This is a genomic window from Flavisolibacter tropicus, assembly GCF_001644645.1.
Classification (GTDB): Bacteria; Bacteroidota; Bacteroidia; order Chitinophagales; family Chitinophagaceae; genus Flavisolibacter; species Flavisolibacter tropicus.
Map to the genome: position 1 here is coordinate 925,668 of NZ_CP011390.1, position 23,203 is coordinate 948,870.

Annotated in this window: 13 protein-coding genes; 2 read left to right on the plus strand and 11 right to left on the minus strand. The window is 41.5% G+C overall.

Annotation, left to right across the window (positions count from 1 at the left end; genetic code table 11):
- Window positions 1-29: 29 nt before the first annotated feature.
- From SY85_RS03720 to SY85_RS03765, 10 genes are all read right to left on the minus strand, one after another.
- Window positions 30-836 carry a sialate O-acetylesterase gene (locus SY85_RS03720; protein WP_066401866.1) on the minus strand — a complete coding sequence of 269 codons (807 nt, stop codon included), beginning with the start codon at window positions 834-836 and terminating at the stop codon, window positions 30-32.
- Window positions 837-849: 13 nt separating this feature from the next.
- Window positions 850-3,219 (minus strand): GH92 family glycosyl hydrolase, encoded by a 2,370-nt coding sequence (locus tag SY85_RS03725; RefSeq protein WP_158512930.1) that lies wholly within the window; start codon window positions 3,217-3,219, stop codon window positions 850-852.
- Window positions 3,220-3,532: 313 nt separating this feature from the next.
- On the minus strand, window positions 3,533-4,693 hold the full coding sequence (locus tag SY85_RS03730; RefSeq protein ID WP_066401868.1) for a XylR family transcriptional regulator: 1,161 nt from the start codon (window positions 4,691-4,693) through the stop codon (window positions 3,533-3,535).
- Window positions 4,694-4,894: 201 nt separating this feature from the next.
- A complete protein-coding gene (locus tag SY85_RS03735) occupies window positions 4,895-5,869 on the minus strand; it encodes a phytanoyl-CoA dioxygenase family protein (protein WP_066401869.1) in 975 nt (324 codons plus the stop codon).
- A 350-nt stretch (window positions 5,870-6,219) separates the two neighbouring features.
- Window positions 6,220-8,040, minus strand: coding sequence for a hypothetical protein (locus SY85_RS03740; RefSeq protein WP_226998990.1), 1,821 nt, complete (start codon window positions 8,038-8,040; stop codon window positions 6,220-6,222).
- Window positions 8,041-8,145: 105 nt separating this feature from the next.
- Window positions 8,146-11,016 carry an ROK family protein gene (locus tag SY85_RS03745; protein WP_148661110.1) on the minus strand — a complete coding sequence of 957 codons (2,871 nt, stop codon included), beginning with the start codon at window positions 11,014-11,016 and terminating at the stop codon, window positions 8,146-8,148.
- A gap of 470 nt (window positions 11,017-11,486) precedes the next feature.
- Window positions 11,487-12,350 carry a M48 family metallopeptidase gene (locus SY85_RS03750; RefSeq protein WP_158512931.1) on the minus strand — a complete coding sequence of 288 codons (864 nt, stop codon included), beginning with the start codon at window positions 12,348-12,350 and terminating at the stop codon, window positions 11,487-11,489.
- A gap of 159 nt (window positions 12,351-12,509) precedes the next feature.
- Window positions 12,510-13,934, minus strand: coding sequence for a RagB/SusD family nutrient uptake outer membrane protein (locus tag SY85_RS03755; RefSeq protein ID WP_082886282.1), 1,425 nt, complete (start codon window positions 13,932-13,934; stop codon window positions 12,510-12,512).
- Window positions 13,935-13,960: 26 nt separating this feature from the next.
- The gene (locus SY85_RS03760) at window positions 13,961-16,966 is read right to left on the minus strand and encodes a SusC/RagA family TonB-linked outer membrane protein (protein ID WP_066401871.1); all 3,006 of its coding nucleotides are present in this window, start codon (window positions 16,964-16,966) and stop codon (window positions 13,961-13,963) included.
- 482 nt (window positions 16,967-17,448) lie between these two features.
- Window positions 17,449-18,108 (minus strand): arylesterase, encoded by a 660-nt coding sequence (locus SY85_RS03765; protein ID WP_226998991.1) that lies wholly within the window; start codon window positions 18,106-18,108, stop codon window positions 17,449-17,451.
- Between the two features lie 79 nt (window positions 18,109-18,187).
- Between SY85_RS03765 and SY85_RS03770 the strand changes: the two genes are divergently transcribed.
- Window positions 18,188-18,976 carry an ABC transporter ATP-binding protein gene (locus SY85_RS03770; RefSeq protein ID WP_226998992.1) on the plus strand — a complete coding sequence of 263 codons (789 nt, stop codon included), beginning with the start codon at window positions 18,188-18,190 and terminating at the stop codon, window positions 18,974-18,976.
- A 160-nt stretch (window positions 18,977-19,136) separates the two neighbouring features.
- Window positions 19,137-21,680, plus strand: coding sequence for an ABC transporter permease (locus SY85_RS03775; RefSeq protein ID WP_066401872.1), 2,544 nt, complete (start codon window positions 19,137-19,139; stop codon window positions 21,678-21,680).
- Between the two features lie 108 nt (window positions 21,681-21,788).
- Here SY85_RS03775 and SY85_RS03780 read toward each other — a convergent pair whose 3' ends face one another.
- Window positions 21,789-23,201: a TolC family protein gene (locus tag SY85_RS03780; RefSeq protein WP_066401873.1), complete on the minus strand. Its 1,413-nt coding sequence runs from the start codon at window positions 23,199-23,201 to the stop codon at window positions 21,789-21,791.
- Between the last annotated feature and the right edge of the window lie 2 nt (window positions 23,202-23,203).

The window sequence follows — 23,203 nt, forward strand, 5'->3', positions numbered from 1 at the left end:
TCTTAAAAAAAGCAAGGAATGGTGAGTCATTATTCTTTGCGCTCCTTAATGGCCTTCATCCATAATTGTGCAAAGGCCTTCAATCCAAAGTCAGAAAAGTGAACACTATCGTATCGATAAATAGCATAGATCAGCTGATCGGTATCAGGACCTTTCACTACGCTTTTGTTTTCGCTGATAAATTCCTGCTGCGCATTTCGTATGAGGCTGTCAACACCGAGAGGCTTATTAATGGCGCTGGGGTGATACGATGCCAGCGCTATATAAAAGTCTGCCGATTGATATTTGCGTACTGTTTTATAAATAGTAGCCAGGTGCTCTTTATAGATGGCTTTCGTTGTATTATTAAGGTTATCCGTTTCGCCTTGGTGCCAAAAGATATGCGTGAGTGATATATGCTGGCTATCTAACACGGCAAGTGTTCTATCTAACTTTTTAGCGCAATCGCCGCTGGTCCAGCAGGCAATTTCTGATCCGCCAATAGCGATAGGAACCAATACCACTTTTTTATAGCGGCCACTGTCAATCAGCATATCGGCCAGGTGTGTCCAAACACTCCCGCCTCCCCCCGTGTTGCCAATCAGTGGGTCTTTTGCCCTGTACAATTTACCTTCATAGTAATTGAACACGGAAGCATTGTGAGGTGTATATGGTGTCTGTCCTCTGTTAGCCGCGTTCGACTGGCCGAAGACCAAAGCAATCATTGTTTCGCTGTCTTTAGCAAGGTTAGAAAGGTTTACCAGCCGGCCGTTATCCGAATCGGCAGGAAGAATCAGCTGGGCTTCTAACCGGCCAACCATCAAAGTAAACAAAGCAACCATTAATATCTTGTTCATACAGCAACTATATCTATTCAACTTTTTTATTACTTGCTAACAAGCTTAATTCCTCCAACATTGTCCCCCATTTTTTATTCGGTGTAGGTCCAAGATTGATGGTCATAGAGCCACCATTGGTAAAAGTTTTAAAAGGCAGTTCAAAACTGTTCCATGACTTTCCGTTTAAATGAACTGATTGTATGTAGGTGTTATCCTTTCCTTTTGGATAATTTGTTTGAATGATAAAAGTTTTGCCACCGGGTAGATGAAAAACAATTTTATCAAATATGGGAGAAGTAATTTCCAGCGTAGGATTTACATCAGCGAGACCCTGTACATCAAACAAACCAATAGCCATCAATGTGCTCAATGCTCCCATCTGCCCCTGGTCTTCATCGCCGCGATAACCGGCTGAAACAGTGGTATCACTGAAAGTGGCTTCTTTTACCTGGCGAACCCAATACTGTGTGAGCCATGGCGTACCGGCATAGCTAAACAGGTGGGCCAAATGGCAACCGGGTTGGTTATCGTAATCGACACGGGCTGCAAAGTGCAGGCCATGCTCCGCTGCAAAGCCACTTGGAATTGCACTTTCAAAATCGGTATTCAATCTTTTTACAAAAGCATTATCTCCCCCCATGACCCTTATTAATCCTTTTACATCCTGGGGAACATAATAACTGTAGATCGCTGCATTCGATTCAATGAAACCCGGCGTGGCGTGATTAACGCCAGCTTTTGAGCCTATAGGTTCGAAGGGCGTGAGCCAGTGGCCTAGGGTATCCTTGGGTCTTACATAACCAAGTGATGAATCAAAAATATTTTTCCAATATCCCGCCCTTTGCATAAACTCTGGGGAATAGTTCTTTTTATTTAATGTGGATGCCATATTGGCTATGCACCAATCCTGGTAAGCATATTCCAGCGTCATGGCAGCACCGCCCCGGTTATACCCATCACCTCTATCCCTGATTTCAATGGGCACATAGCCATATTTAAGATACCAATCAATACCGCCCCCCTTGCCTATTGGGCCCGCTTCATAACCTGCCCTGTCCCTGGTTCCTCCAGGGAATGCATTTTTATACGCCCCTTTAAAAGCAAGTTCCTTATCAAACGTCGCACGATTGGTCTGGAGCAAGGCAGTCAATAAAGGAACAGTCTGATCGCCCACCATCACCCAACATTCCTGTCCGCCCCAGGATGTTCTGCCCATAGTGCCGCTATTCTGGTAGTAGGCAAGAAAAGTGTTTGCCAGGTCATTGCCATATTCAGGATAAACCATCGACCATAAAATATTAAGGTTCCAATGGCTTCCCCATAAACCATCTGCATCCAGGAAATGATACGAAGGAACACCCTTAGATGTGAGCGGTATGTATCGCACAACAGGGGATGAACCCGTATTGTCTGTATAAGCACCATTTACATCTTCTGTCATCCTACGCCCAATGGCAGTGTGCATCAAATCAGTGTAAAATTTTACCTGCTGTTTTCTTGTCCCACCATTCACCTCTATCCTGCCCAAGTAATTATTCCATTCCTTCTTACCTTTTGCAACGGCTTGCTCAAAATTCCAGTCAGGCATTTCTTTGTCAAGATTCATCCTGGCATTTTCCATACTTACAAAAGATATCCCGACCTGTAGCATTACCTGCTCGCCTTTCTGTAGATTATAATAACTGGCATACACTCCAGCTTGTCTATCATCGGTCAATTCTACATTTGTGAGTGTCTTAGCCGAGGAGTCAGTATCAGACGATTTCCAAAAATTGATCGTATCAAATGGTTTGCTGAACCGAGCGAAAAAATAAACGGTGCAGTTCTTCTTTCTTCTGAAAGTGGGCGCATTTACCGAGTATCCTTCTATTTCAGTTGCGCTTATTTTCCTGGCATATCCCTTCACCATCTTTACAGGTCCGAGAGCAGCAGTCAGATCAATAATGACATGCGCTTCCTTAGCAGCAGGAAAAGTATAACGATGAAACCCTGCGCGCTGCGAGGCGGTTAGCTCAGCAGTTATGCCATAATCCTGAAGTATTATTTTGTGATATCCGGGCTTTGCTATTTCTCCCTGGTGGTTCAGTTTGGATCGGGATGCTTCCAAGCCCTGTAATGCCTTGCAAATACCAGTTACAGGCATTACCGGAATGCCCGCCGTTTGTGCATTGTGAATATGGCTGAAGTTGAGAATAAATTCGTCGTTGTAGCGATAGCCTGCATTCCACAAATCACCATGATGGGTATCAGGACTTAATGCCACCATACCGTAGGGTAATGCTGCTGCTGCAAAAAAATCAAAACGTGGTTTAGTTACATTCACCAATGGGTTGGCCAGGTCAGCTGGCTGTTGGCCATTGGCCCAAAGCGAAAAAAATAATAGCACTAAGATGCCTCTCATAGCAAGCATGATTTTTTAGGTTCCTGTATAGGTTTTATGGTGAAGTAATCCTGGCTTTATTGTATTCGAAAGGGCATTTTGTTTTTTGCGTTATTTATAGTCCATTTTTGGCGAACTTCTGCTTAATCCATATCTGCACTTTATAGAGGCACCAATTAGTGGGTCTATAAGCAATTTAGAAGAAAGCCTGTCCGTAATCTTGCCGGTTTGCGAATAAAAACCGTCATTTTGCGAACACATTTAAAACTGTTTCTTATGCATTGGTCGTGAGAAAATGCCTTACGTATCAAGTTAGTTTTGGTAGTGGAGGAACTCAGGTCAGTTTGCATTTATTTCGGTACTCTAGTGGCGTCAAACCTGTAAACTGTTTGAAATACCGGGTAATGTTTTCAAAGTTCCGGAAGTCAAGCTCATAAGCCACTTGTTGAACGGAAAGATCAGAATGCTCCAGCAAGAATTTAATGCGCTCAATGCGAACCTTTTTTATTTCTTCCAGTATCGAACTTTTGATTACCTGTTGGAACCGCTTTTCAAGAATCCGGCGTGATACGGTAGTCGCTTTTACTACATCCTCCACCGAAATGTCTTCCGAAGGTGCTGCATTGGCGATATAGTGTAAGGCTATACGTACCTGGTCGTCATCAATGGCCAGGGCATTGGTCGAATTGCGGGTAATGATCGTCCCGTTCGTAAAAATTATATCTCCAGAGGGCCTTTCGCCGGATTCGATCCACTTGCATAAAGACTCTGCAGCCAAAAAACCGGCATTCTGGGCATTTTGGTCAATACTGGAAAGTGTGGGCGACGTCATTTCACAAATCATGAGATCATTGTCCACGCCTAAAATGGAAAAATCATCCGGTATCTTGGCTCCTAATTCTTTTGCAGCCTCTAACAGGTGGATATTCAATTCATCGGTAGCCGTGAAAATAGCACAGGGTTTCACCAGTGTTTCCAGCCATTTTTTGAGTCTTGCCGACAGGTGTTCCCACAGCAACTGTGAGTGATCATAGTTAAACGTGTTCACATTACCACCAACCTCTGTTACAACATCCGTGTAACCAGCCTGCCGTTCCAATGACCACTGAAAATCCTTAAACCCAAGGAAAGCAAAATTTTTATACCCTTTGGCAACAAAATGACGGGCAGCCATTTCGCCTATTTCTTTATTATCACCCCATACGTTAATGTGGTCTCGATATAATTTGGTATGCGGGAAAATGATGAGTGGAATATTTAAGCATAGCAGGCTTTGAACCCCTTCGATCTCTCTGGTCAGAATACCATCAGGGTTCCAGGCCTTTATTCGCTCGACGAGCATCTCCTGATTTTCTTTACCTAAATATTTAGGAGAATAGAAAAAGAAAAGAAACTTATTATGAAGTTTATTGAAGTTGGTAGCCCCTAATAAAATATCCCTGTCATAGGCCCTGGAAACGTCTACCAGTACCGCAATTTTCAACTTGGTTTTCATAGCAATGTAATCGTTAGTTAGTAGTAAAAAACCTCTCTAAATCCAGCTTTAGAGAGGTTTTTTTACTATCCTCCAATTGCAATGATAAAGGAAATCTGTTTAAAACAACAGGACTTTATTCAATTGTTTTAAGCTCTTTTTCGGTGTTAAAACATTGTTGTCACATAGCCACTGGTTTTAATTATTGCATGAATTTTTAAGTTATTTGACATTATATAGTCGGCTTGAAGAAACCTTGGGAATTGGCTTTTTAAAGGCTTCCAATTCCTTATCGCCATCAAATAAAAGCGGGAAAAACTGGCTATCAAGCACTCTATCATGTTCCATAGCTGGAAAGTTGTGCAAGGCATCGATTCGTTCGTAATTGGCGGTATTGCCAAGCGTATTGTGAGCCATAGCATTCAACACAGCGGCCCTGCGGGGTCTTTCCGAATAGTTGGCATATGATCCGTGCATCATTAGCGGGTGATGGAAACTGGCATATCCCTTTGGTAATTCATTGGCCACCTTGTTGTCGAAAATGGCAACCTGCTCTTCATTTAATACATTCCTGACTGCATCCATGTCCCCAGTCAGGCCGGTAATTGGCAGTAGTCCCCATTTATGGCTTCCAGGCACATAATAAAGACAACCGTTTTCCTTATTAGCATCGTCCAAGCCGATCCAGCAGGTTAGGTGATGCATGGGTTTGGTAAAGGTCCAGTATGAAAAATCCTGGTGCCAGGCCACTACCCCACCATGCTTTGCCGGTTTACAAAACAACTGATCATGGAAAAGCCTGAAGGATTGCCCCAGTAGCTGATAGGCTGCCATGCGATAAGCTGGTGACCAGATCAGATCATGAAATCCTGGCGTGGCCCGCCATGCACCTATGGCATGAAAAAGCACCTTGTTTGGGTCTTCCGATTCGTTACTTTCATAATGATAAAACAACTTCTTTTCTTCCGCACCTATCGTCTGCAATTTTTCCAGTTCTTCATTCAACAAGTCGACCTGTGCACCAGTCAGGATTTGTATACCTGAAAGAAACCCGTTCTCTTCAAAGAAAGCGACTTGCTCTTTGGTCAACATATATTGTTCCCACTCCTGTGCCGTTTTAGGCTGATCGAAGATGTTGTTTATAGGACTGCTATAACTGGCCAGATCAAATGCTAGTTCTGTTTCTAATGCTTTCATAATCGGTTATTTTAAAATTAGGATCTTTAATAAGTTCTGTTTATTCAACTAATACTGCGATTTGTAGATACCGCGGCTGAGGAGACCAATATTTGGGCGGCGTTGATGCAGTATAGCAGCAAGTTATCTGATGCAGATAGCCGAAATGTGCCGTTTTGCGAATAAAATCTTTCATTTTGCGAATGCCAGATACGATAGCCAGTTATAACTGGTAATTCCCACCGCTATTACATATAACATGCAGCAATAAAGAATGGAAGTGGGTGATAAAACTACCTGTTGTAACGGACACTAGGGACTATGATCTGCTGTCGAACAACCTTTCTATTTGGTTTAGTAGAAAGAACTTTTCATTTTGCCGAAGCAGTATTGGTTTCTAGTTCTTTCTTAACGATATTCCTGTATTTATCAACCGAAGCACCCATTCCTTTCTTCAAATGATACTTGGGCCCTATAAATACAAAAGCATAGGGTTTGTACAGGCTAGCACAGGAAGGATTTTGATTTTTCAAATCTTCATACTGTTTCCAGTAGTGATCATAGTTTTCTATTGAAGCGCTGATTTTAGCCTTATCGTAAACACCCGTTTTGTCTCCTTCAAAACCCAGTGCCATGATATTCCATCCTTCGGCAATGATTTGATGTAACAGCAATCCGTATCGGGACGATACATTCAAATAGACCTGATCATTTTTGTTGCTCATGGTAACCTTTCGGCTTAAGGTCTCTATTTGTTTCCAAATTTTTACGGCTTCATATTTTTCGGCAACAGCTTTCAACAACATCCCTTGTTGATAATAGTTTGAGAATGCATGAAACAGTGGACCTTCTGAGCTGAATTTATCGACTTCTGCTACTGAATCGATTCCTCCCAGAAACTCATCTCTCATCCACCAGACCCAGGCATTTTCAAAAGGCAGTTTACTGCTTGCATGTCCCCTAAGTACTGCCTTTGCCGAAAGCAGGCATAATTCGCGGAAACGTTTTCGTGACGCCCCCCTGATTCCTGCTTCATCCATAAAGCGATCAAAGACCTCTTTCTCAGTTTGCTTTGTATTGGCTGCCCAATGACTGAGAACATAAGCATTGAGTCTACACCAGAATTCATTGCTGATATAGGGACCTACCCAGCCTCCTCCCCGACTCCAGTTCCAGATGCCTTTAAAGTTGGGATGATCCTTAATATCATTCAAAGACTTATTGCCTTTTTGGGGTGTATTTGTTTGATACTCTTCAAAACCATTGATCACCCCGTTCATTACATAGTTGGGATAGGCTCCTTTTCCTTCATACTCGCGTTGGCATTGCACTTCAACAATTTGCGGATGCTTACCGAGCGTCAAAGTAGGGTTGAAATCAAAAGTCCTATGATAATCACCTTTTGTATGCTTTATCGAAAATATCAGCTGCGGATGAGGAGCTATGCTGTTGACCACATTTAAGTAATAGTCTGGCAATTCGTGCATGCCGCCAAAAGACCAGGTACGATAAAATATAGTTTTATTTCTTTTCACACAAACCTCTTCACGTAACAAATTCAGTAGCTTGATATGGCTTTGTTCCCTGTTAGTAATAGGGTTATTACCTGTGTGATAGGGCACATTGTTTAAGTAAGTCTCCCCTGTGCGTATCACCAGTCCGTCCAGATCCGGGAAGGTTTCAAACAATTCTTCCAGCATGATTTTGTGAACTTCTAACGTGCGGGGACGCTCAAACGATATTCGGCCCAAACTGTCGCAGATTTCATCTCGATACAATTCCACCAGCTTTTTGGGCAACACGATAAGGTCGGTAAAGTAATATACTTTGATACCTGCGGCATGAGCGTCCCTGATATTTTGACGCACCCTATCAGCGGCATTCATTACCCACTGCCATTCTTTGGATCCTTCCGGAAAAATATTTGGGTTCAGCTTTTTAAATGTAATAGCGGCATGGGCAAAAGTGAAATCATTCAAAACCTGTCCAGTGTATCCGTTGTCAGCTAATACTTTGGGATCATTATAAATGGAATTTGTCAATGGTTCACCAGGATTATTGTGCACCATGTCTAAAATGTAAAAAGGATTTTTTGCCTGCGAGTAAGCAGTTACCGTGATGAAATTCAGAGAAACACTGAAAATAACAAGCAGGTAAAAAAAAGAACGGGCACTCATATGCATTGTAATCATATGAGCCTCCCGTTTCCTAAACGTTGACAAATTATTCATATCGATTGTTCTGCTTCATTTCGTTTTGCTAATAGTGGTCAGTCAGCCTGTTTGTTTATGCATCGATTATTTAATAAAGGCCTTAATCACTTTAGCCATTTCTTTTCCTTCATTTACCAAGCGATACTTACCAGCAGCCGCAGGAATTACGAAGGTTTCCGCAAAGTTGTATCGCTGCTGTACTTCTTCGGTTTCTACCACAATAGATGTCCCTTCAACTAACATGAGAACATGACAACCATTCTCTGTATCCACAGTAATAGTTTCAGAAAACTCCAGGCGATGAACGTCGTAGAAATGATCCGGATGTGTGGGCAAATGCACCACCTGCCAGTTACTTCCTTTTTCCAGAACCGCAGGATGCGAAATCAACTCTTTTTTTACCAGCTCCCCTTTCCTTTCAAAATTCAGGTTCCGGAAAGCATGATCAATATTAATGGGGCGAGGCTTTCCGTTCAGATCCAGCCGTAGCCAATCATACATCTTGAAGGTAAAAATGTAGGGAGTGGCGGAGATCTCCAGCACCAGGTTTCCGGCACCAGAACTGTGCACGGTGCCATGGGGAATTAAAAACAAATCGTGCTTGTGTGAAGGGTGAACCTGTACGTATTTTTCAATGGCAACCGGAACTTTTTCTTCCAGGCTCCTTTCCAGTTCGGACCTAAATTTTTCAGGATCAATATCCTCCTGGAAACCCAAATACACTTTAGCCCCTTCCTGACAATCTACAATATAATAGGTCTCATCCTGGGTGATGGTCTCGCCAAATTGTTTGCGGATATAATCCAGGCGGGGATGACATTGAATGGAAAGATTTCCGCCGTCGATAGTATCCAGAAAATCAAAACGTATTGGAAACTCCAGTCCGAAGCGGGCAGCATCTTTTCCAAGCACAGCATCGGCCTCCTGGAGCATAAGCCAGTCAAAGGCCACTTCAAGTAAATAACCATCGCTTTCAAACACCAAGCCGTTCTCCGGCACTATAAGTTCAAAGGACCATGCATAATTTACTTCTTCCTTATTCAGCTCCTTAATATGATTCTTTAACCATTGCCCGCCCCAAGCGCCAGGTGCAAGCCATGGCCGTACCCGAATGGCATTTTTGGCCAAATGTCCAAGCCCGTTTTTTACATCTGAATAATTTGACCATGTGATTTCGTTCTGCCACTGGCCATCAGCTACCAACGCTATCCGTGACAGGAGTTGAAGCCTGAAGCGATTGAGTATTTCCCAATCAACAAAATAAAATCGTTTATACATTGCCGCCGCTGTTTCAGGCTTCGTTTTGCCTAAGTTGCAGATGCTGCCCGCCGCCATTCGGTGCTGTAATTCATTTTTGGGAAGGTCGATGTAGACAATGGGAGCGTCCCAACTACTAAGACCTGCACCAATTCCAAAGAATATGCAGATGTCGCAAGCTGCATCGGGCTGCACCTGATGCAAGTGCTCCAGATTATACAAATCTTTCAGCAAAAGGTCTGTTTTCCGTCCCCACACAGAATCCTGTTCACCCAAGAAAGGGGCTACAATGGCGTCGATCTCTTCTTCTGTCTGAAGAAATGCGGCTGTGTCTACCCATTGAACCTTTAGTTCTTTTTTATTAAAAACATCATCAAGTTCCCTGCGCACCGTCATCCAATCTACTCCTACATATCCATCGATCAATACTACTTTCTGCGAGATGATCCACTCAGCAATAGAGTCAAAGCCGGAAAAAATCTTTTGAGCGCCCAGTGAAGTGAAGGGATACAAATTGTACTCACCTTTACTTTCCGTAATGCTCTTTATTTCCAATGGCATCAACGGCTGCTTTGTCTTACGCCATAACTGAGTTGACTCCGTTGCATTTTCATTACCTCTGGTAGGTTGTACTAACCCCGCCGCACCAGCAATGGCGGCCAATTCAGTTTCTTTTGCGATTTGTATCATAAGTGTTGGACAATGTTGTTTAAAAACCTGTTGTAGTTCCTGCAAGAAGAACGCGGATGCCTTACTAATATTTCCTCCGATAATGAGGCATTCTGCTCCAAAGGATTTTACCCACGGAGCCAGGCATTCTCCTAGGTTTTTACCAAAGGATTGGAAGATATCAATAGCAAAGCTATCATTTCCACTAAGGGCCCGTTCATAGATTTCTTTGGCTTCACGAACTCGTTTTGTGCTGATTGCATTGAACTGGCTGACCAGCCAGGCAGTAGACAGATAATCTTCAGCAATGCCATCTTTAAAGGGTGTATTATACAGGAATCCTTCAGGAGGTACACCAATACCTTCTTTTTGAATCTTGCCCCCAGCCAGGAAGGCTGCGCCTAAGCCAGTCCCCAATGTGATGGCAATTACTTTATGACAACTAGCTGCCACTCCTGTTAAGCTTTCACCCAAACCAAAACAAAAAGCATCATTTTCAAAGTGAATAGGCAAGTCTTCTGTGAAACCAAGTTTTGTTTTCAGCACCTCTTTAACGTTCACCCCATACAATTCATCGTATTTGTTCACTCCCTGGATCAGTGAAATACCATTACTATAGTCAAAAGGTCCAGGCATTGAAATTCCTACACCATTTATACGTGATGATGGTACTTTGGACAAAGAAAACTCAAACGCATCCAGCCACTGCCCTATTATCACGTCACGGCTTGCGTAGGCAGTCACAGGTTTTTGGCTGAAGGTGTCTTCCAGAATTCTTCCGCAGGCTACACACGCCATTGCCGCCGAAATATGCGAGCCTCCAATATCCACACCCAATATTAAATCCTTCTCCGGATGTTTAAACTTGCTATATCTTTTATTGTTAGATGATTTCAATAGTTCTGGAGTCGACTCTAACAGCAAGCCCGAACAGGAATCTAACAAGGATGAACAGTTGCATTGCATAGGTTGATTGCTTTCAATGATTAGACAGAAGTAAAGAGCAAGGTCGTTGGATACAATATTCACACCTTGGCCTTTTGCGTATAAAAACTGTCATTTTGCGAAAGGGACGGTAGGAATTAGCTTGCAATGGTTGATGACGTATCTCGATTACTTGTACCCAGCCTGATATTATAGCTTACCTCCGCTCCTACCATCTTTTACCCAGCATTGAAAAGAACTAAACGCCTTTCATTCGTGGCACACTCGAACTGCAGGTAGGCCTGGGCACAAACGCAAAGTCAGGGAAGGCAAACACAAAATGAGTGTGCTCAATGCTGTTAAGTGGAAACTACTGGCCCGCATGTTTTCTTCAGGTTCCACCGATACAATGAGAGCCGAAAAGAATCAAAATGGAACAGAAAAAGTAAACGCTCGCATAAGCCTTTACTGTATAAAGTATTGTCAATGATGGTAGCGTATGATTTACATAAAAATACCCGAATGTTAAAACCAGGATGCTTTGACTGACAATTTACTTACCGATGCTCAACATTTTATCGTTTAACGATCTCAGGATGTGAATCTGCGGCACTTACCACACCACAATTCTTGCCAAAATTGGTGCGTATATGATTACTCAAACATTCCGAGCGGAGATTAGAAAATGGATGCGTACGAAAGAAATCCTCCACCTGGCTATAAGGATTTTCTTGGCTGGCCATCTCTTTCCAGAAAGCAACTGCTGTACACACGTCATATCCAAGTTCGTTAGTGAGGTTTATACCGTAATAATCAGCCTCCAGTTCATTCTTCTGGTTAAATGATGCGGTAAGCAATTTCTTAAGCTCAAATACTGTCCCACCAGCACCTGGGCCAAATATATCATTGGCTAGCACTAATTCCTTAATGGTAGCTTTTATATGTCCTACTTCAGAATGCCCGATTTCATGACCTACAATTGCATAAAGCAAAGCGTCTTTGCCCTGGCATTTTTGTAACATGGCTTTTGTAATATAGATACGGCCGCCAAAAGTGAACGCATTGATAGTTGTATCGTCCAACTCATAGATCATGTACTTTATAGAGGAAGGCTTTTGGCGTTTTGCAAGCAAATTATTTAAGACAGTATTCAGTTTTTGATTAATTGATTTATCATTTACCAGTTTAAATCCACCCTGTTGAAGCATATCCTCATGAAATAACTTCCCATAAGCCGTTTGCACACTATCTGTTATTTCTTTATCCGGAACCGCCAAATCGCGTAATATATCACTCGCCTTTGTAATTCGCTTATTCATTGCCCGCCCGCCTATAGCACTATCTAAACAGCTATAGGAGTAAGTTATTTCTTTTGGCGGTTCATTTTTCCCAAGGTAACGATCAACATCATTACAGCTATATACTGCTAAACAAGACATTACTAGGGCTAAGATTCTGATCATAAATCTTATAACTGCAAAAGAAGAGCCAAATAGAAAGGAGTGTTTAAATACGAAAGGAAATACTAATTCTAAAATAAAAAAGCCGCCATCAGATATACTCCAATGACAGCTTTCTCCCACACATATACAGCAAGGTTAATAGCCAGGATTTTGTTGTCCTCTAATGTTTGGATTTGCGTCTAACTCAGCTTGTGGTATTGGCAATATCCTTCTGAAATAATCGGCTTCTATTATTAATGGCGCCCCAGTATATTCTCCGTTAACGTCAATACGAACTACATCCTGATGGTATCGGGCATAATCCCAGTAGCGATGTCCTTCAAAGGCTAATTCCTTTCGTCTTTCCAGCAGTATATCACTTAATAGAGCAGACCCAGTAGATTTATACCCTGTAAAGCCAGCCATTCTTTGTGTAGCAACAGCATTTACATATTCAAGTGCCTGTGCTTCATCACCCAATTGATAAGCGGCTTCAGCTGCTGTCAGGTATACTTCTGACATACGTATGATTTTCACCTCATCTTTATCTGGCTGTGAACTGTTTGGGTATTTGTTTACAACTCTTACGTCTCCTCTAATAGGGCTAGATGGCAGGATCAATGTTTTCCTGACATCATTATCGGTAAATAGCGTATAGAACGACTCTGCTACTAAAGCATCACCATACCCAACCTGGTCGTAGAAATAAGCCAATGCATCAATTCCTGCATTTCCAGAAAGATCGTTTACCACTTCAAAAAGTGTTTCCAATTTGTCCTTGCGGGCTGTGTTAGAAGACCAATAGCCTTGCACCTGATTTATTTTCAGCAAAGAATAACCGCTATTTGAGATCACATCTTCTGCCGCTTCTAAGGCTTCTGCCCATTCTCCTTTATATAAATGCATTCTGGCTAAAAGGGCTGTTGCAGCATACCTGGTAAAATACCCAGATGAACGTTCCTGTGTCATTAAATTAATAGCCGTAGTTAAATCATTTTCAATTTGAGCATAAACTTCACTTACTGTATTTCTCGGTGGTTTAAGCGTAGGATCGTATTTAGTGATAATTGGCACGCCTAAAGCATTTGGGCTTACAGTATAGGGCTGCGCAAAGTGTTTTACCAATTCAAAGTACATGAGTGCACGAAGCGCATACGCCTCTCCTCTAAACTCATCAATCTTTTCTGTGCTGGTTAAGGCACAATTAATGACATTGTTGGCATTTAAGATTACATTATACCCATCTTGCCATAAGTCACGTGCATTTGCATTATTCACAGTCATGTTTACGTAAAAGAAATCCAGGTACCTGTTGCTATTGTCGTTTGAGATATAGACGTTGTCAGCCATTAGATCGCCAAAAATGGGAATAGTTCTCCCGAATAGCGTTGGGTTTCTTAAACCAGCATAGGTTCCATTTAACGCAGCCTCCATATCATCTACAGTCAATATTGCCTTACTGGTTGGTACAGCACCATATTGTTCCTTTTCTAAAAAATCTTTTTTGCAGGAACTCACTAACACCAGCAGCAGTGTCAGCCTCAGTATTAGTTTGTTGGATATATTGAAAAATGTTTTCATTGTTTAGCTTTTGATGATCAAAAAGATTACAACTGGATAGATAGACCTACAGTATAAGATTTTGGTATAAAGAACTGCAAGTCGCTAATTCCACTAATCGGCTGCTCTGGATCCATTGTCAAATTATCATCGAATGTTTTGGTCCATAAGTTGGTACCGCGGAAATACAATCTGGCTGTTGTTAATTGAGCCTTCTTTGCCCATTGAGAGGGTAAATCAAAACCTAATGTCACATTCCTCAAGCGAATGAAATCACCTTTATATAAATACCTTGTCGATGTTTGATTGGAGGATGAAGCATTACCAGCAATAAACTTAGGCACATCGGTAACATCACCCGGCTTTTGCCAACGTTCTAATTGCTTACGATCATGATTTAAACCAAAAAAGGCGCCATCTCCTAAAAAGATAAAATCCCACTGATTGAATAAATAGTTGCCATACTGGTAGTTTAATTGAGCATCCAGCGTTAGAAACCTCCAGGTTAATGAAGAACTAAAGCCACCAAAGCCTTTTGGAGATGCGCTATTCTTGTATACACGGGTAGCCTGGCTAAAATCGTTTGTGGTTTCACGCTTACTTTCATCTTTATACCATAAAGGATCACCATTATTAGGATCTGCGCCAGCCCATAAACGTAGGTAATAAGACTGTACATCTTCTCCAACTTTTAAACTGGTAGGGTCTCCAACAATTTCATCAACCCCGTCTCTTAACTTGGTGACCTTGTTTTTATTCCATGCTGAATTTAATGATACGGTCCAGGTAAAATCCTTGCTTTTAATAGGAGTAGCATCGATCGTCAATTCAAATCCTTTATTTTCCATGGCGCCTACGTTGTTACTAAAGGATGTAAAACCACTGGTTCCTGACAAAGGCTCTGCTAGTAGAAGATTGTCTGTTTTTCGAACATAATAATCTGTCTCTACATATACCCTGTTCTTTAATAGTCCTACTTCCAAACCAATATCAAATGGTTTATTTTGTTCCCAGGTAAGGTTAGAATTACCAATACCATTTTGGAAACTTCCAGGTGCACCATTGTAAGTAGTTGAGTACAAGAAATTGCTACGCCAGTCATAGTTACCTATTCCGGCATTACCATTCACACCATAAGAAGCTCTTAACTTGAGTGCAGACAAAAAATCAATTCCTTCCATGAAATCTTCCCCGTCTATATTCCAGGCAGCACCAACACTCCAAAAGGTTCCATAACGATTGTTAGATCCAAAGCGTGATGATCCATCTTCACGCAAGCTGGCAGACAGGCTATATTTACCTAAATAGTTCACTTGTGCTTTTGATAGCAACGACGTAAAGCTGTAGTCAGACGCTGTAATAGTAGCCGTTGTAGGAACTGCAGGTACAGGATAAACTATACCTCCATTTTTAGGCAATGTGGTAGCATCTGCAAATTGATTATAACTCTTTGATTCCTGCGCTTCATAACCTACTGTAACATTGCCATCCATTTTATTATCAAATGCACGGAAGTTGTAATCAGCAAGGTTGGTCCACACCCAGTTGTACAAGCGTTGATAAGAATTAGCCGTATACCCCTGCGTAGAGACAGCGTCCCCAAATAGAGGATTCCAGAATAGGTATTCTTCAATATTGTTGTAGTCAATGCCAAAACGAGTAGAAAGACGAAGATTGTTTAAAAGTTTATATTCCAAATTCGCATTTCCCAAAAGCTTAGATGTTTGGTTCTCTTGCTTATCGTATTGATGTATAGCTAATGGATTATAGATTGGGCTAAAATCAGCAGGATCATAGTTAACTGTACCATCTTCATTATAAGCAGGCTGTGTTGGTAGCAGGGCTAAGGCCGCTAATATGGGATTACGAAAGCCAGAAGATTCTGTTTCTCCTCTTTGATGAAAGGATGAAAGATTCAGATTGACACCGGCTGTAAAACGCTGACTAATCTGATGTTTTAGGTTTAGCGTTGCCGAATACCGTTTCAGATCCGAGCCGATAACTGGACTTTGTTGCTGGAAGAAACCACCAGATATAAAGAACTGTGTTCTGGGATCACCACCGGAAGCAGATAAGTTTACTTGCCGCTGCTTTCCATTGCGTGTAACTAAATCAAGCCAATCATAGTTATTATTCGTATTGTAATAAAAATTTTGATCCATGTACTGATCAATGAATGAATTAGGCAAACCCAAATTGGCTAATCCTTCTCTAAATAGTTCATTCACCTGGTCCCTATTCAACGGTTTTCCAGCATCTGGAAAATAAGCAATGTCATTGGAGCCTATTTCAGCATCTGCTTTTATAACTGTTTTTCCCGGCCTTCCTTTCTTAGTAGTGATAACGATTACACCATTGGCAGCTCTTGATCCATAAATAGAAGCAGCAGATGCATCTTTTAATACCGATATGCTTTCTATATCGTTAGGGTTAAGACTAGCCAGCAGGTTACTGGAGTTAGTAAGATTAGATGCATCGCCAGAGTTTATTGGTGTTCCATCAACTACGTACAAGGGCGCAGAAGAAGCAGAAATGGATCCGATACCACGTATCCTGATTTGCTGAACAGAACCAGGCTGACCGGATATAGCCACTGATTGTAAACCAGCCACTTTACCCTGTAACATTTGATCTACAGATACCATTGGCACATTCTCCAATTCTTCACTTGTAACTCTGCCAACGGCTCCGGTTACTTTTCTTTTTTGCTGCTGTCCATAAGCTACTACTACCACTTCATCTAATGAACGTACGTTTTTGGAAAGGTTTATTGCATAGCTGGATTTGCCTTCCACAATAGAAACCTCATTATCTGTGTATCCGGTATAACTAAAAATTAGCGCAGTAATATTTGAGGGCACTATTAGGCGAAAATTTCCATTTCCATCAGTAGTCGTTCCAGTAGTCGTATTTTTAGCAGTTACACTAACACCAGAAATAGGGGTTTTTGCATCATTATCAAATACCTGCCCGGTTATCTCACGTTGTGTCCAACCAGAAACAGCCAATAGCAGTAATATACACACGAAGAGTAAAGCTTTTTTCATTTGCATAGTAATTGGTTTACTGAAATGACAAAAGCATTTCCATTAGTGCTTCTTATGGTAAACTCCTCATTTACTCAAGCCGCATGTAGAACCATTGAAGCATGAAAATCGGGTGCTAAAACCGCTTTCCTGTGTTCTTACTTGGCTTATTAAAACTTAGATGGGTAATGAATTTACGACAGTGATAGAAGTGGTAATACGGCCAGCTGAAAGGTGAAAAGCTGGACTGCAGATTTACGGACTTAATTGAATTGACAGGAATACAATCTGCTGGTATTACTTTTTTTGATTTATATATTCTGTTGTTATGCACTGAGCAATAACTGGCTTTCCTACCCCTTTCCGTGGATAAGCTGTCCTCATCAACACTTCAGTTTTCCGACAGCATCGGGACAAGTTCGTTTAAAACACCTTTATGCCTGCTAATACCGAAGCAGTCCTAAATCAAGAGCAGTGATAAGGACAGCAAGAGGTAGGAAAGGTTTAACTTATAAAATACCCTTCACGATCTGCCAAACATTAGCAGCTACAATCTGGTGTCCTTCTGGAGTTGGATGAATACCGTCCTGCTGGTTTAGTTTTGCTTCTCCGCCTACACCTTGAAGTAGAAATGGAATCAATGCCATATTGTTAGCCTGAGCCAATTCAGGATAAATACTTTGAAATGAACGGGCATAGGTCTGCCCCATATTGGGTGGTACCTGCATACCAGCCAATACTAATTTGACATGAGGGTACTTTGCTTTTACCTTACTAATGATCGACTGCAAATTCTTTTTTGTTTCAGTAACAGGAATTCCTCTCAAGCCGTCATTTGCACCCAATTCTAATACAAATACATCAACAGGCTGTTTCAGAATCCAATCAATACGGCTATTCCCTCCGGAAGAAGTTTCACCACTCACACCTGCATTTACCACTTTGTAGGATAAATTCATTGAATCAATCTTTTGTTGGATAAGAGCCGGAAAGGCCTGGGAAGGCTCTACACCATAACCTGCTGTTAAGCTATTACCATAAAAAAGAATGGTTTTGGCTTTAGTTTTGGCAGTATTATTTGCGGCTTCAGGCTCTTTAGACTTTGCCTTATTATTAGTTGACTTATCGCTACAAGAAGAAAGTAGGATAATAAAAAATAGGAATACCATAGATAATATCCCTTTTACTATTCTCATCCCTTTCATTAAGTCTATCCTATTTAAACGTGTTTCTAACATATTCCTTTCCATGAATGCGGTATTTTTATACTATTCGCCCTTCCAACCTGCTGAAGTTGGCAGCTTGGTAAAGCAAAATAATGAAAAGCAATTTATGGATACGATACTTGAATTACAGAACGTTAGTAAAACATATCAAACGGCAGACCGGACATTAACGGTTTTAGATCATATCAGCTTTTCGGTAACAGCCGGCTCTACCTTATCGATAGTTGGCCCCTCTGGAAGTGGAAAAACGACACTACTTGGACTCTGCGCTGGTTTAGACAGGGCCAGCAGTGGCAGTGTAGTTCTTAACCAAATTCCTTTAGACAAGTTAAATGAAGATAAACGAGCCCAGGTTCGAAATGAATATGTGGGATTTATCTTTCAAAATTTTCAACTCCTTCCTACCCTCACAGCTTTGGAAAATGTAATGGTACCCATGGAACTCCGAGGTGAAAAACATATTCGTTCACGAGCATTAGATTTATTAGATAAAGTTGGACTTGCTGACCGCAGCCACCACTATCCAGCACAACTAAGTGGCGGTGAACAGCAGCGAGTATCGCTGGCTCGAGCTTTTTCCAATAAACCGCGGTTGCTTTTTGCCGATGAGCCTACCGGTAACCTGGATGCTGAAACCAGCGAACGAATAGAAGCGTTATTATTTGACTTAAATAAAGAAGCTGGCACTACACTGATCATTGTTACACACAACCTTGAGCTAGCAGCCAGAACCCAGCGCATTATCCGAATAAAAGGTGGAAAAATTATAGCAGATGAGCTTACTGATCAAGCAGTAAGTAAGGCGGTGTGATTTGACATGAAACGTGAGACGATAAACGTGAAAGAGAGCTGCATGATCTTACATCCTTGTTAGGGTTTGTTATTGAAATTAAATGAGAAATACAAACTTGTAGCACTGCTAAAGAAAAAAGGAATCCAAAGAAATTTAGTTACTGAATAAAAGAAATTGAATGAATCACAGAACAGGAATACGGTTGAGGTGGTTAATGACTATGGCTTGGCGAGACAGCCGGCGAAACCGGTCGCGATTATTTTTATTTATCTCCTCTATCATTCTTGGAATAGCAGCCCTTGTGGCTATTTATTCGTTGAATGAGAACATGCAGACTGAAATAGACCGGCAAGCCGCTTCACTCATTGGAGCTGATCTGGAAATATCGAGTAGCCGTCAGGTTTCACCTGCTTCTCAAAAACTGATCGATTCTTTAGGTGATCGCCGTTCTGAAGAACGCAGTTTTGTTTCCATGGCCCTTTTCAACAAATCAGGTGGCACCAGACTGGTACAGGTAAAGGCCTTGCAGGGCGAGTTTCCTTATTATGGCGCTTTAGAAACTGAACCGTCTACTGCTGGAGTTTCCTTTCGCAATAAGCAACAAGCATTGGTTGATCAAACACTGATGCTTCAGTTCAAAGCACAAACAGGAGATTCTATTCAATTAGGCAATATGAACTTTGTTATTGCCGGCACATTACTACGTGCGCCCGGACAAACAGGTTTATCCGCATCTGTATCACCCGTTGTATATATCCCCTTACAATACCTGGAAGCAACTGGGCTATCACAAAAAGGCAGCCGTATTGGTTATAAGTTTTACTACAAGTACGATCGAAAAGTAAATATTGATAAAATTGCCAAACAGTTAGAACCAAGATTATCCGCTGAAGGATTAAACTATGACACGATCGCTTCACAAAAAGAAGAAACCAATCGTTCGTTTAGGGATGTGACCCGCTTTTTATCACTTATAGGCTTCATTGCATTGCTATTAGGCTGTATAGGCGTAGCCAGTTCCATTCATATATACATACGTGAAAAAATCAATTCTGTAGCCATTTTGCGCTGCTTAGGCGCCTCTTCCAAACAATCTTTCCTGATCTTTTTGATCCAGATTGCAGCTATTGGACTTGTTGGTTCTATTGTTGGCGCTTTCCTAGGCACAATTATTCAACAGTTATTACCAGTGGTGCTAAAAGAGATCCTGCCCATTGATATCCCAACGGCACTTTCCTGGAGTTCCATTACACAAGGCATACTATTAGGCACTATTATTTCTATTCTCTTTGCCTTATTGCCATTAGTTTCCATTCGGCGCATATCTCCTTTGAACACGTTACGGGCTGCTTTTCAGCAACAAAAGAAGAAATTAGATCCGGTAAAATGGCTGATATACAGTCTAGTATTATTGTTCATTTTCGGGTTTGCTCTTTTGCAAATGGATAATTGGAGACAAGCCCTGTTCTTTACATTGGGGGTTATCCTTGCCTTCCTAATTCTAACTGGTATAGCTGCCCTATTAATGTACTTAGTACGGCGATTTTTTCCGGGATCCTGGAGTTACCTATGGCGGCAGGGACTGGCTAATTTATATAGACCCAATAACCAGACAACTATACTGATTGTTTCAATAGGATTGGGTACTGCCTTTATTTGCACATTGATCTTTATTCATTCACTGCTGCTTAACCGCGTATCCTTATCATCTAGCGGCCACCAACCCAACATGGTATTGTTTGATATCCAACCTGCACAAAAAGAGCAGGTAATAGCGCTTACCAGGCAACAGGGTTTACCGGTAAATGGAACTGTACCTATTGTAAATATGCGACTGGAGTCGATCAATGATATCACAGCTTCGCGCTTGCAACAAGACAGTACAATTGATGTACAACGCTGGGTATTTAGCCGGGAGTATAGAGTTACTTTTCGAGACACCCTATCGGATTCTGAGAAAATAGCAGAAGGCAAATGGAGCGGTAAAGCTGATAAGGATGGCACTGTGCGTGTTTCAATCGAAGAACGGTTTGCCAAACGAAACAAAATACATATTGGAGACACCATGACATTTAATGTGCAAGGCTCCATTATACCCACAATTGTAGGTAGCTTGCGGGAAGTAGATTGGAACCGCATCCAGACCAACTTCTTGGTAGTGTTTCCAACTGGCGTTTTAGAAGATGCACCACAATTTCATGTACTGCTAACAAGGGTACCATCCAAGGAAAAATCAGCACAGTTTCAACAAGTGCTGGTGAAACAATTTCCAAACGTTTCAATTATTGACCTGGGACTAGTGCTAAGTGTCATAGATGATGTTTTAAGTAAAGTAGGATTTGTTATACGCTTTATGGCAGGCTTTAGCATTTTTACCGGCCTGGTTGTATTAATTGCTTCCGTATTGATCAGCAAATACCAGCGCATGGGTGAAAGTGTATTATTACGAACACTCGGAGCCAGCAAACGCCAATTGTTTATGATCACGGCTTTAGAATACTTTTTCTTAGGAGCATTTGCCGCTGCTACAGGCATTATACTTTCTTTAATAGGCAGTTGGGCTTTAGCCAATTATAGCTTTGAAATGAGTTTTTCACCAAGTTTGTGGCCAGTCCTTGTTGTCTTTTTAAGTGTTTGTGCGCTAACAGTAAGTATTGGATTGGGCAATAGCCGTGAGGTATTGACGCAACCGCCCTTGGAAATACTAAGACAGGAAAATTAAACCTTACCCCGGCCCACTCCTAAAGGAGAGGGAGAGCTAACACAAAGGGCTGGCTTAGTTAAGACTATCTATATAGACAGCGTAGTTTAAGCAACTACGCTGCTTTTTTTATCGGTTGTAATAATCCAGTATTTGTTTACGCAATATGAAATCGTAACGTGTCATCAATAAATTCAGGTTAGCTCTATCCAGGTTATTTTTTGCCATCAAGTAATCGACTGATGTACCCACACCTGCATTAAAACGTACTTCTGCTGCTCTAAAGGACTCCGCATAGGCGGATACCTGTTCTGCAGAAATTTGGTATCGCTCCCATGCGTTGGTCATATTCAAATAGGCCTGCTCCACTTCCTGACGTAGCTGGCGCTTCACATTTTCTTCCACCAAGGCCGTATTCTTGTATTCGATTGTTGCTAATCGCACACGATTACGTGCTTGTAAAGAGTTGAATATAGGAACTCTTACGCCAATACCCACTCCGGAGAAAACATTGTTTTTTAATTGTGTACTATAGTTGATTTTTTCTGAAGAAAAAGTTGGTTGTTTAGATACTACAGGATTTTTAATACCATTGACCAGTACATAATCTGACGTAGGCACTTCAGACATATCTACAAGCTTATCTTGTGTTGCGGCACTGGAATAATTGGAGTTAAGGTTCCCACTCAAATACACAGTAGGAAACTGTAACCCCTTAGTAGCCTTAATGGCATAAGATGCACTTTTTTTACGCCATTCAGCAGCTTTAATTACCCCCATCTGTTTGAGTGCATTTTGGTAGACCTCATTGGCACTGGCAGTATAGGGAGCCAAAGCATTTGCATTATCAATCTTTTCCAGCTTGAAGTTTTCTGAATAAGGAATATTCATTAGTTGCGTCAATTGCAAAAGGGCATTGCGCCACGCATTCTGGCTACTTACAACATTTAACTCACCCTCCTTCATTTGTCCACGCAGATCATATAAAAGTGGCGGACTGATAGCCCCTTCTATATTTAACTTCTCTAAACGCTCTACCTGCTGGCGTGAAACCTCTAGCTGTTGTTTGGCTAAGGCTATTAAATCCTCTGTGCTTAAGACACGCAAATATGCCAGAATTACATTTAACGTAACATCATCTTTTGATTGCTGCCAGTCGGCATTTGCAGCGTTTGCAGAGGATGAGGATTGCTTTATCTGGTTACGAAGATTTAAACCATTAAACAAGATCAAATCTGAGCCTAATCCATAATTAGCATAGTTAACCGTTTGATTTATATAACTATTCGTGAATGGATCAATACTACGCCCCTGATTAACGCCATGAAACACACTGCCATTTAGTGTTGGCAACAAGTTTAGCTTAGCCTGGTCTTTATTAATATCAGCAGCATCTGTTTGTAAAGAACGCTGTTGTACCTGAATACTATTTTTTATTGCACTATCAATACACTGCTGCAACGTAAGTACTTGAGGTGTCTGCGCCTTTACTTCAGTGGCAGACAACCAAACAGTACCTAGGATATACAATACACGTTTCATAA

Excerpts from the sequence above, each read along its gene's own strand:
- SY85_RS03720 (WP_066401866.1), bottom strand. The coding sequence starts at position 836 with ATGAACAAGATATTAATGGTTGCTTTGTTTACTTTGATGGTTGGCCGG.
- SY85_RS03725 (WP_158512930.1), bottom strand. The coding sequence starts at position 3,219 with ATGAGAGGCATCTTAGTGCTATTATTTTTTTCGCTTTGGGCCAATGGC.
- SY85_RS03730 (WP_066401868.1), bottom strand. The coding sequence starts at position 4,693 with ATGAAAACCAAGTTGAAAATTGCGGTACTGGTAGACGTTTCCAGGGCC.
- SY85_RS03735 (WP_066401869.1), bottom strand. The coding sequence starts at position 5,869 with ATGAAAGCATTAGAAACAGAACTAGCATTTGATCTGGCCAGTTATAGC.
- SY85_RS03740 (WP_226998990.1), bottom strand. The coding sequence starts at position 8,040 with ATGATTACAATGCATATGAGTGCCCGTTCTTTTTTTTACCTGCTTGTT.
- SY85_RS03750 (WP_158512931.1), bottom strand. The coding sequence starts at position 12,350 with ATGTCTTGTTTAGCAGTATATAGCTGTAATGATGTTGATCGTTACCTT.
- SY85_RS03755 (WP_082886282.1), bottom strand. The coding sequence starts at position 13,934 with ATGAAAACATTTTTCAATATATCCAACAAACTAATACTGAGGCTGACA.
- SY85_RS03760 (WP_066401871.1), bottom strand. The coding sequence starts at position 16,966 with ATGCAAATGAAAAAAGCTTTACTCTTCGTGTGTATATTACTGCTATTG.
- SY85_RS03765 (WP_226998991.1), bottom strand. The coding sequence starts at position 18,108 with ATGGTATTCCTATTTTTTATTATCCTACTTTCTTCTTGTAGCGATAAG.
- SY85_RS03770 (WP_226998992.1), top strand. The coding sequence starts at position 18,188 with ATGAATGCGGTATTTTTATACTATTCGCCCTTCCAACCTGCTGAAGTT.
- SY85_RS03775 (WP_066401872.1), top strand. The coding sequence starts at position 19,137 with ATGAATCACAGAACAGGAATACGGTTGAGGTGGTTAATGACTATGGCT.
- SY85_RS03780 (WP_066401873.1), bottom strand. The coding sequence starts at position 23,201 with ATGAAACGTGTATTGTATATCCTAGGTACTGTTTGGTTGTCTGCCACT.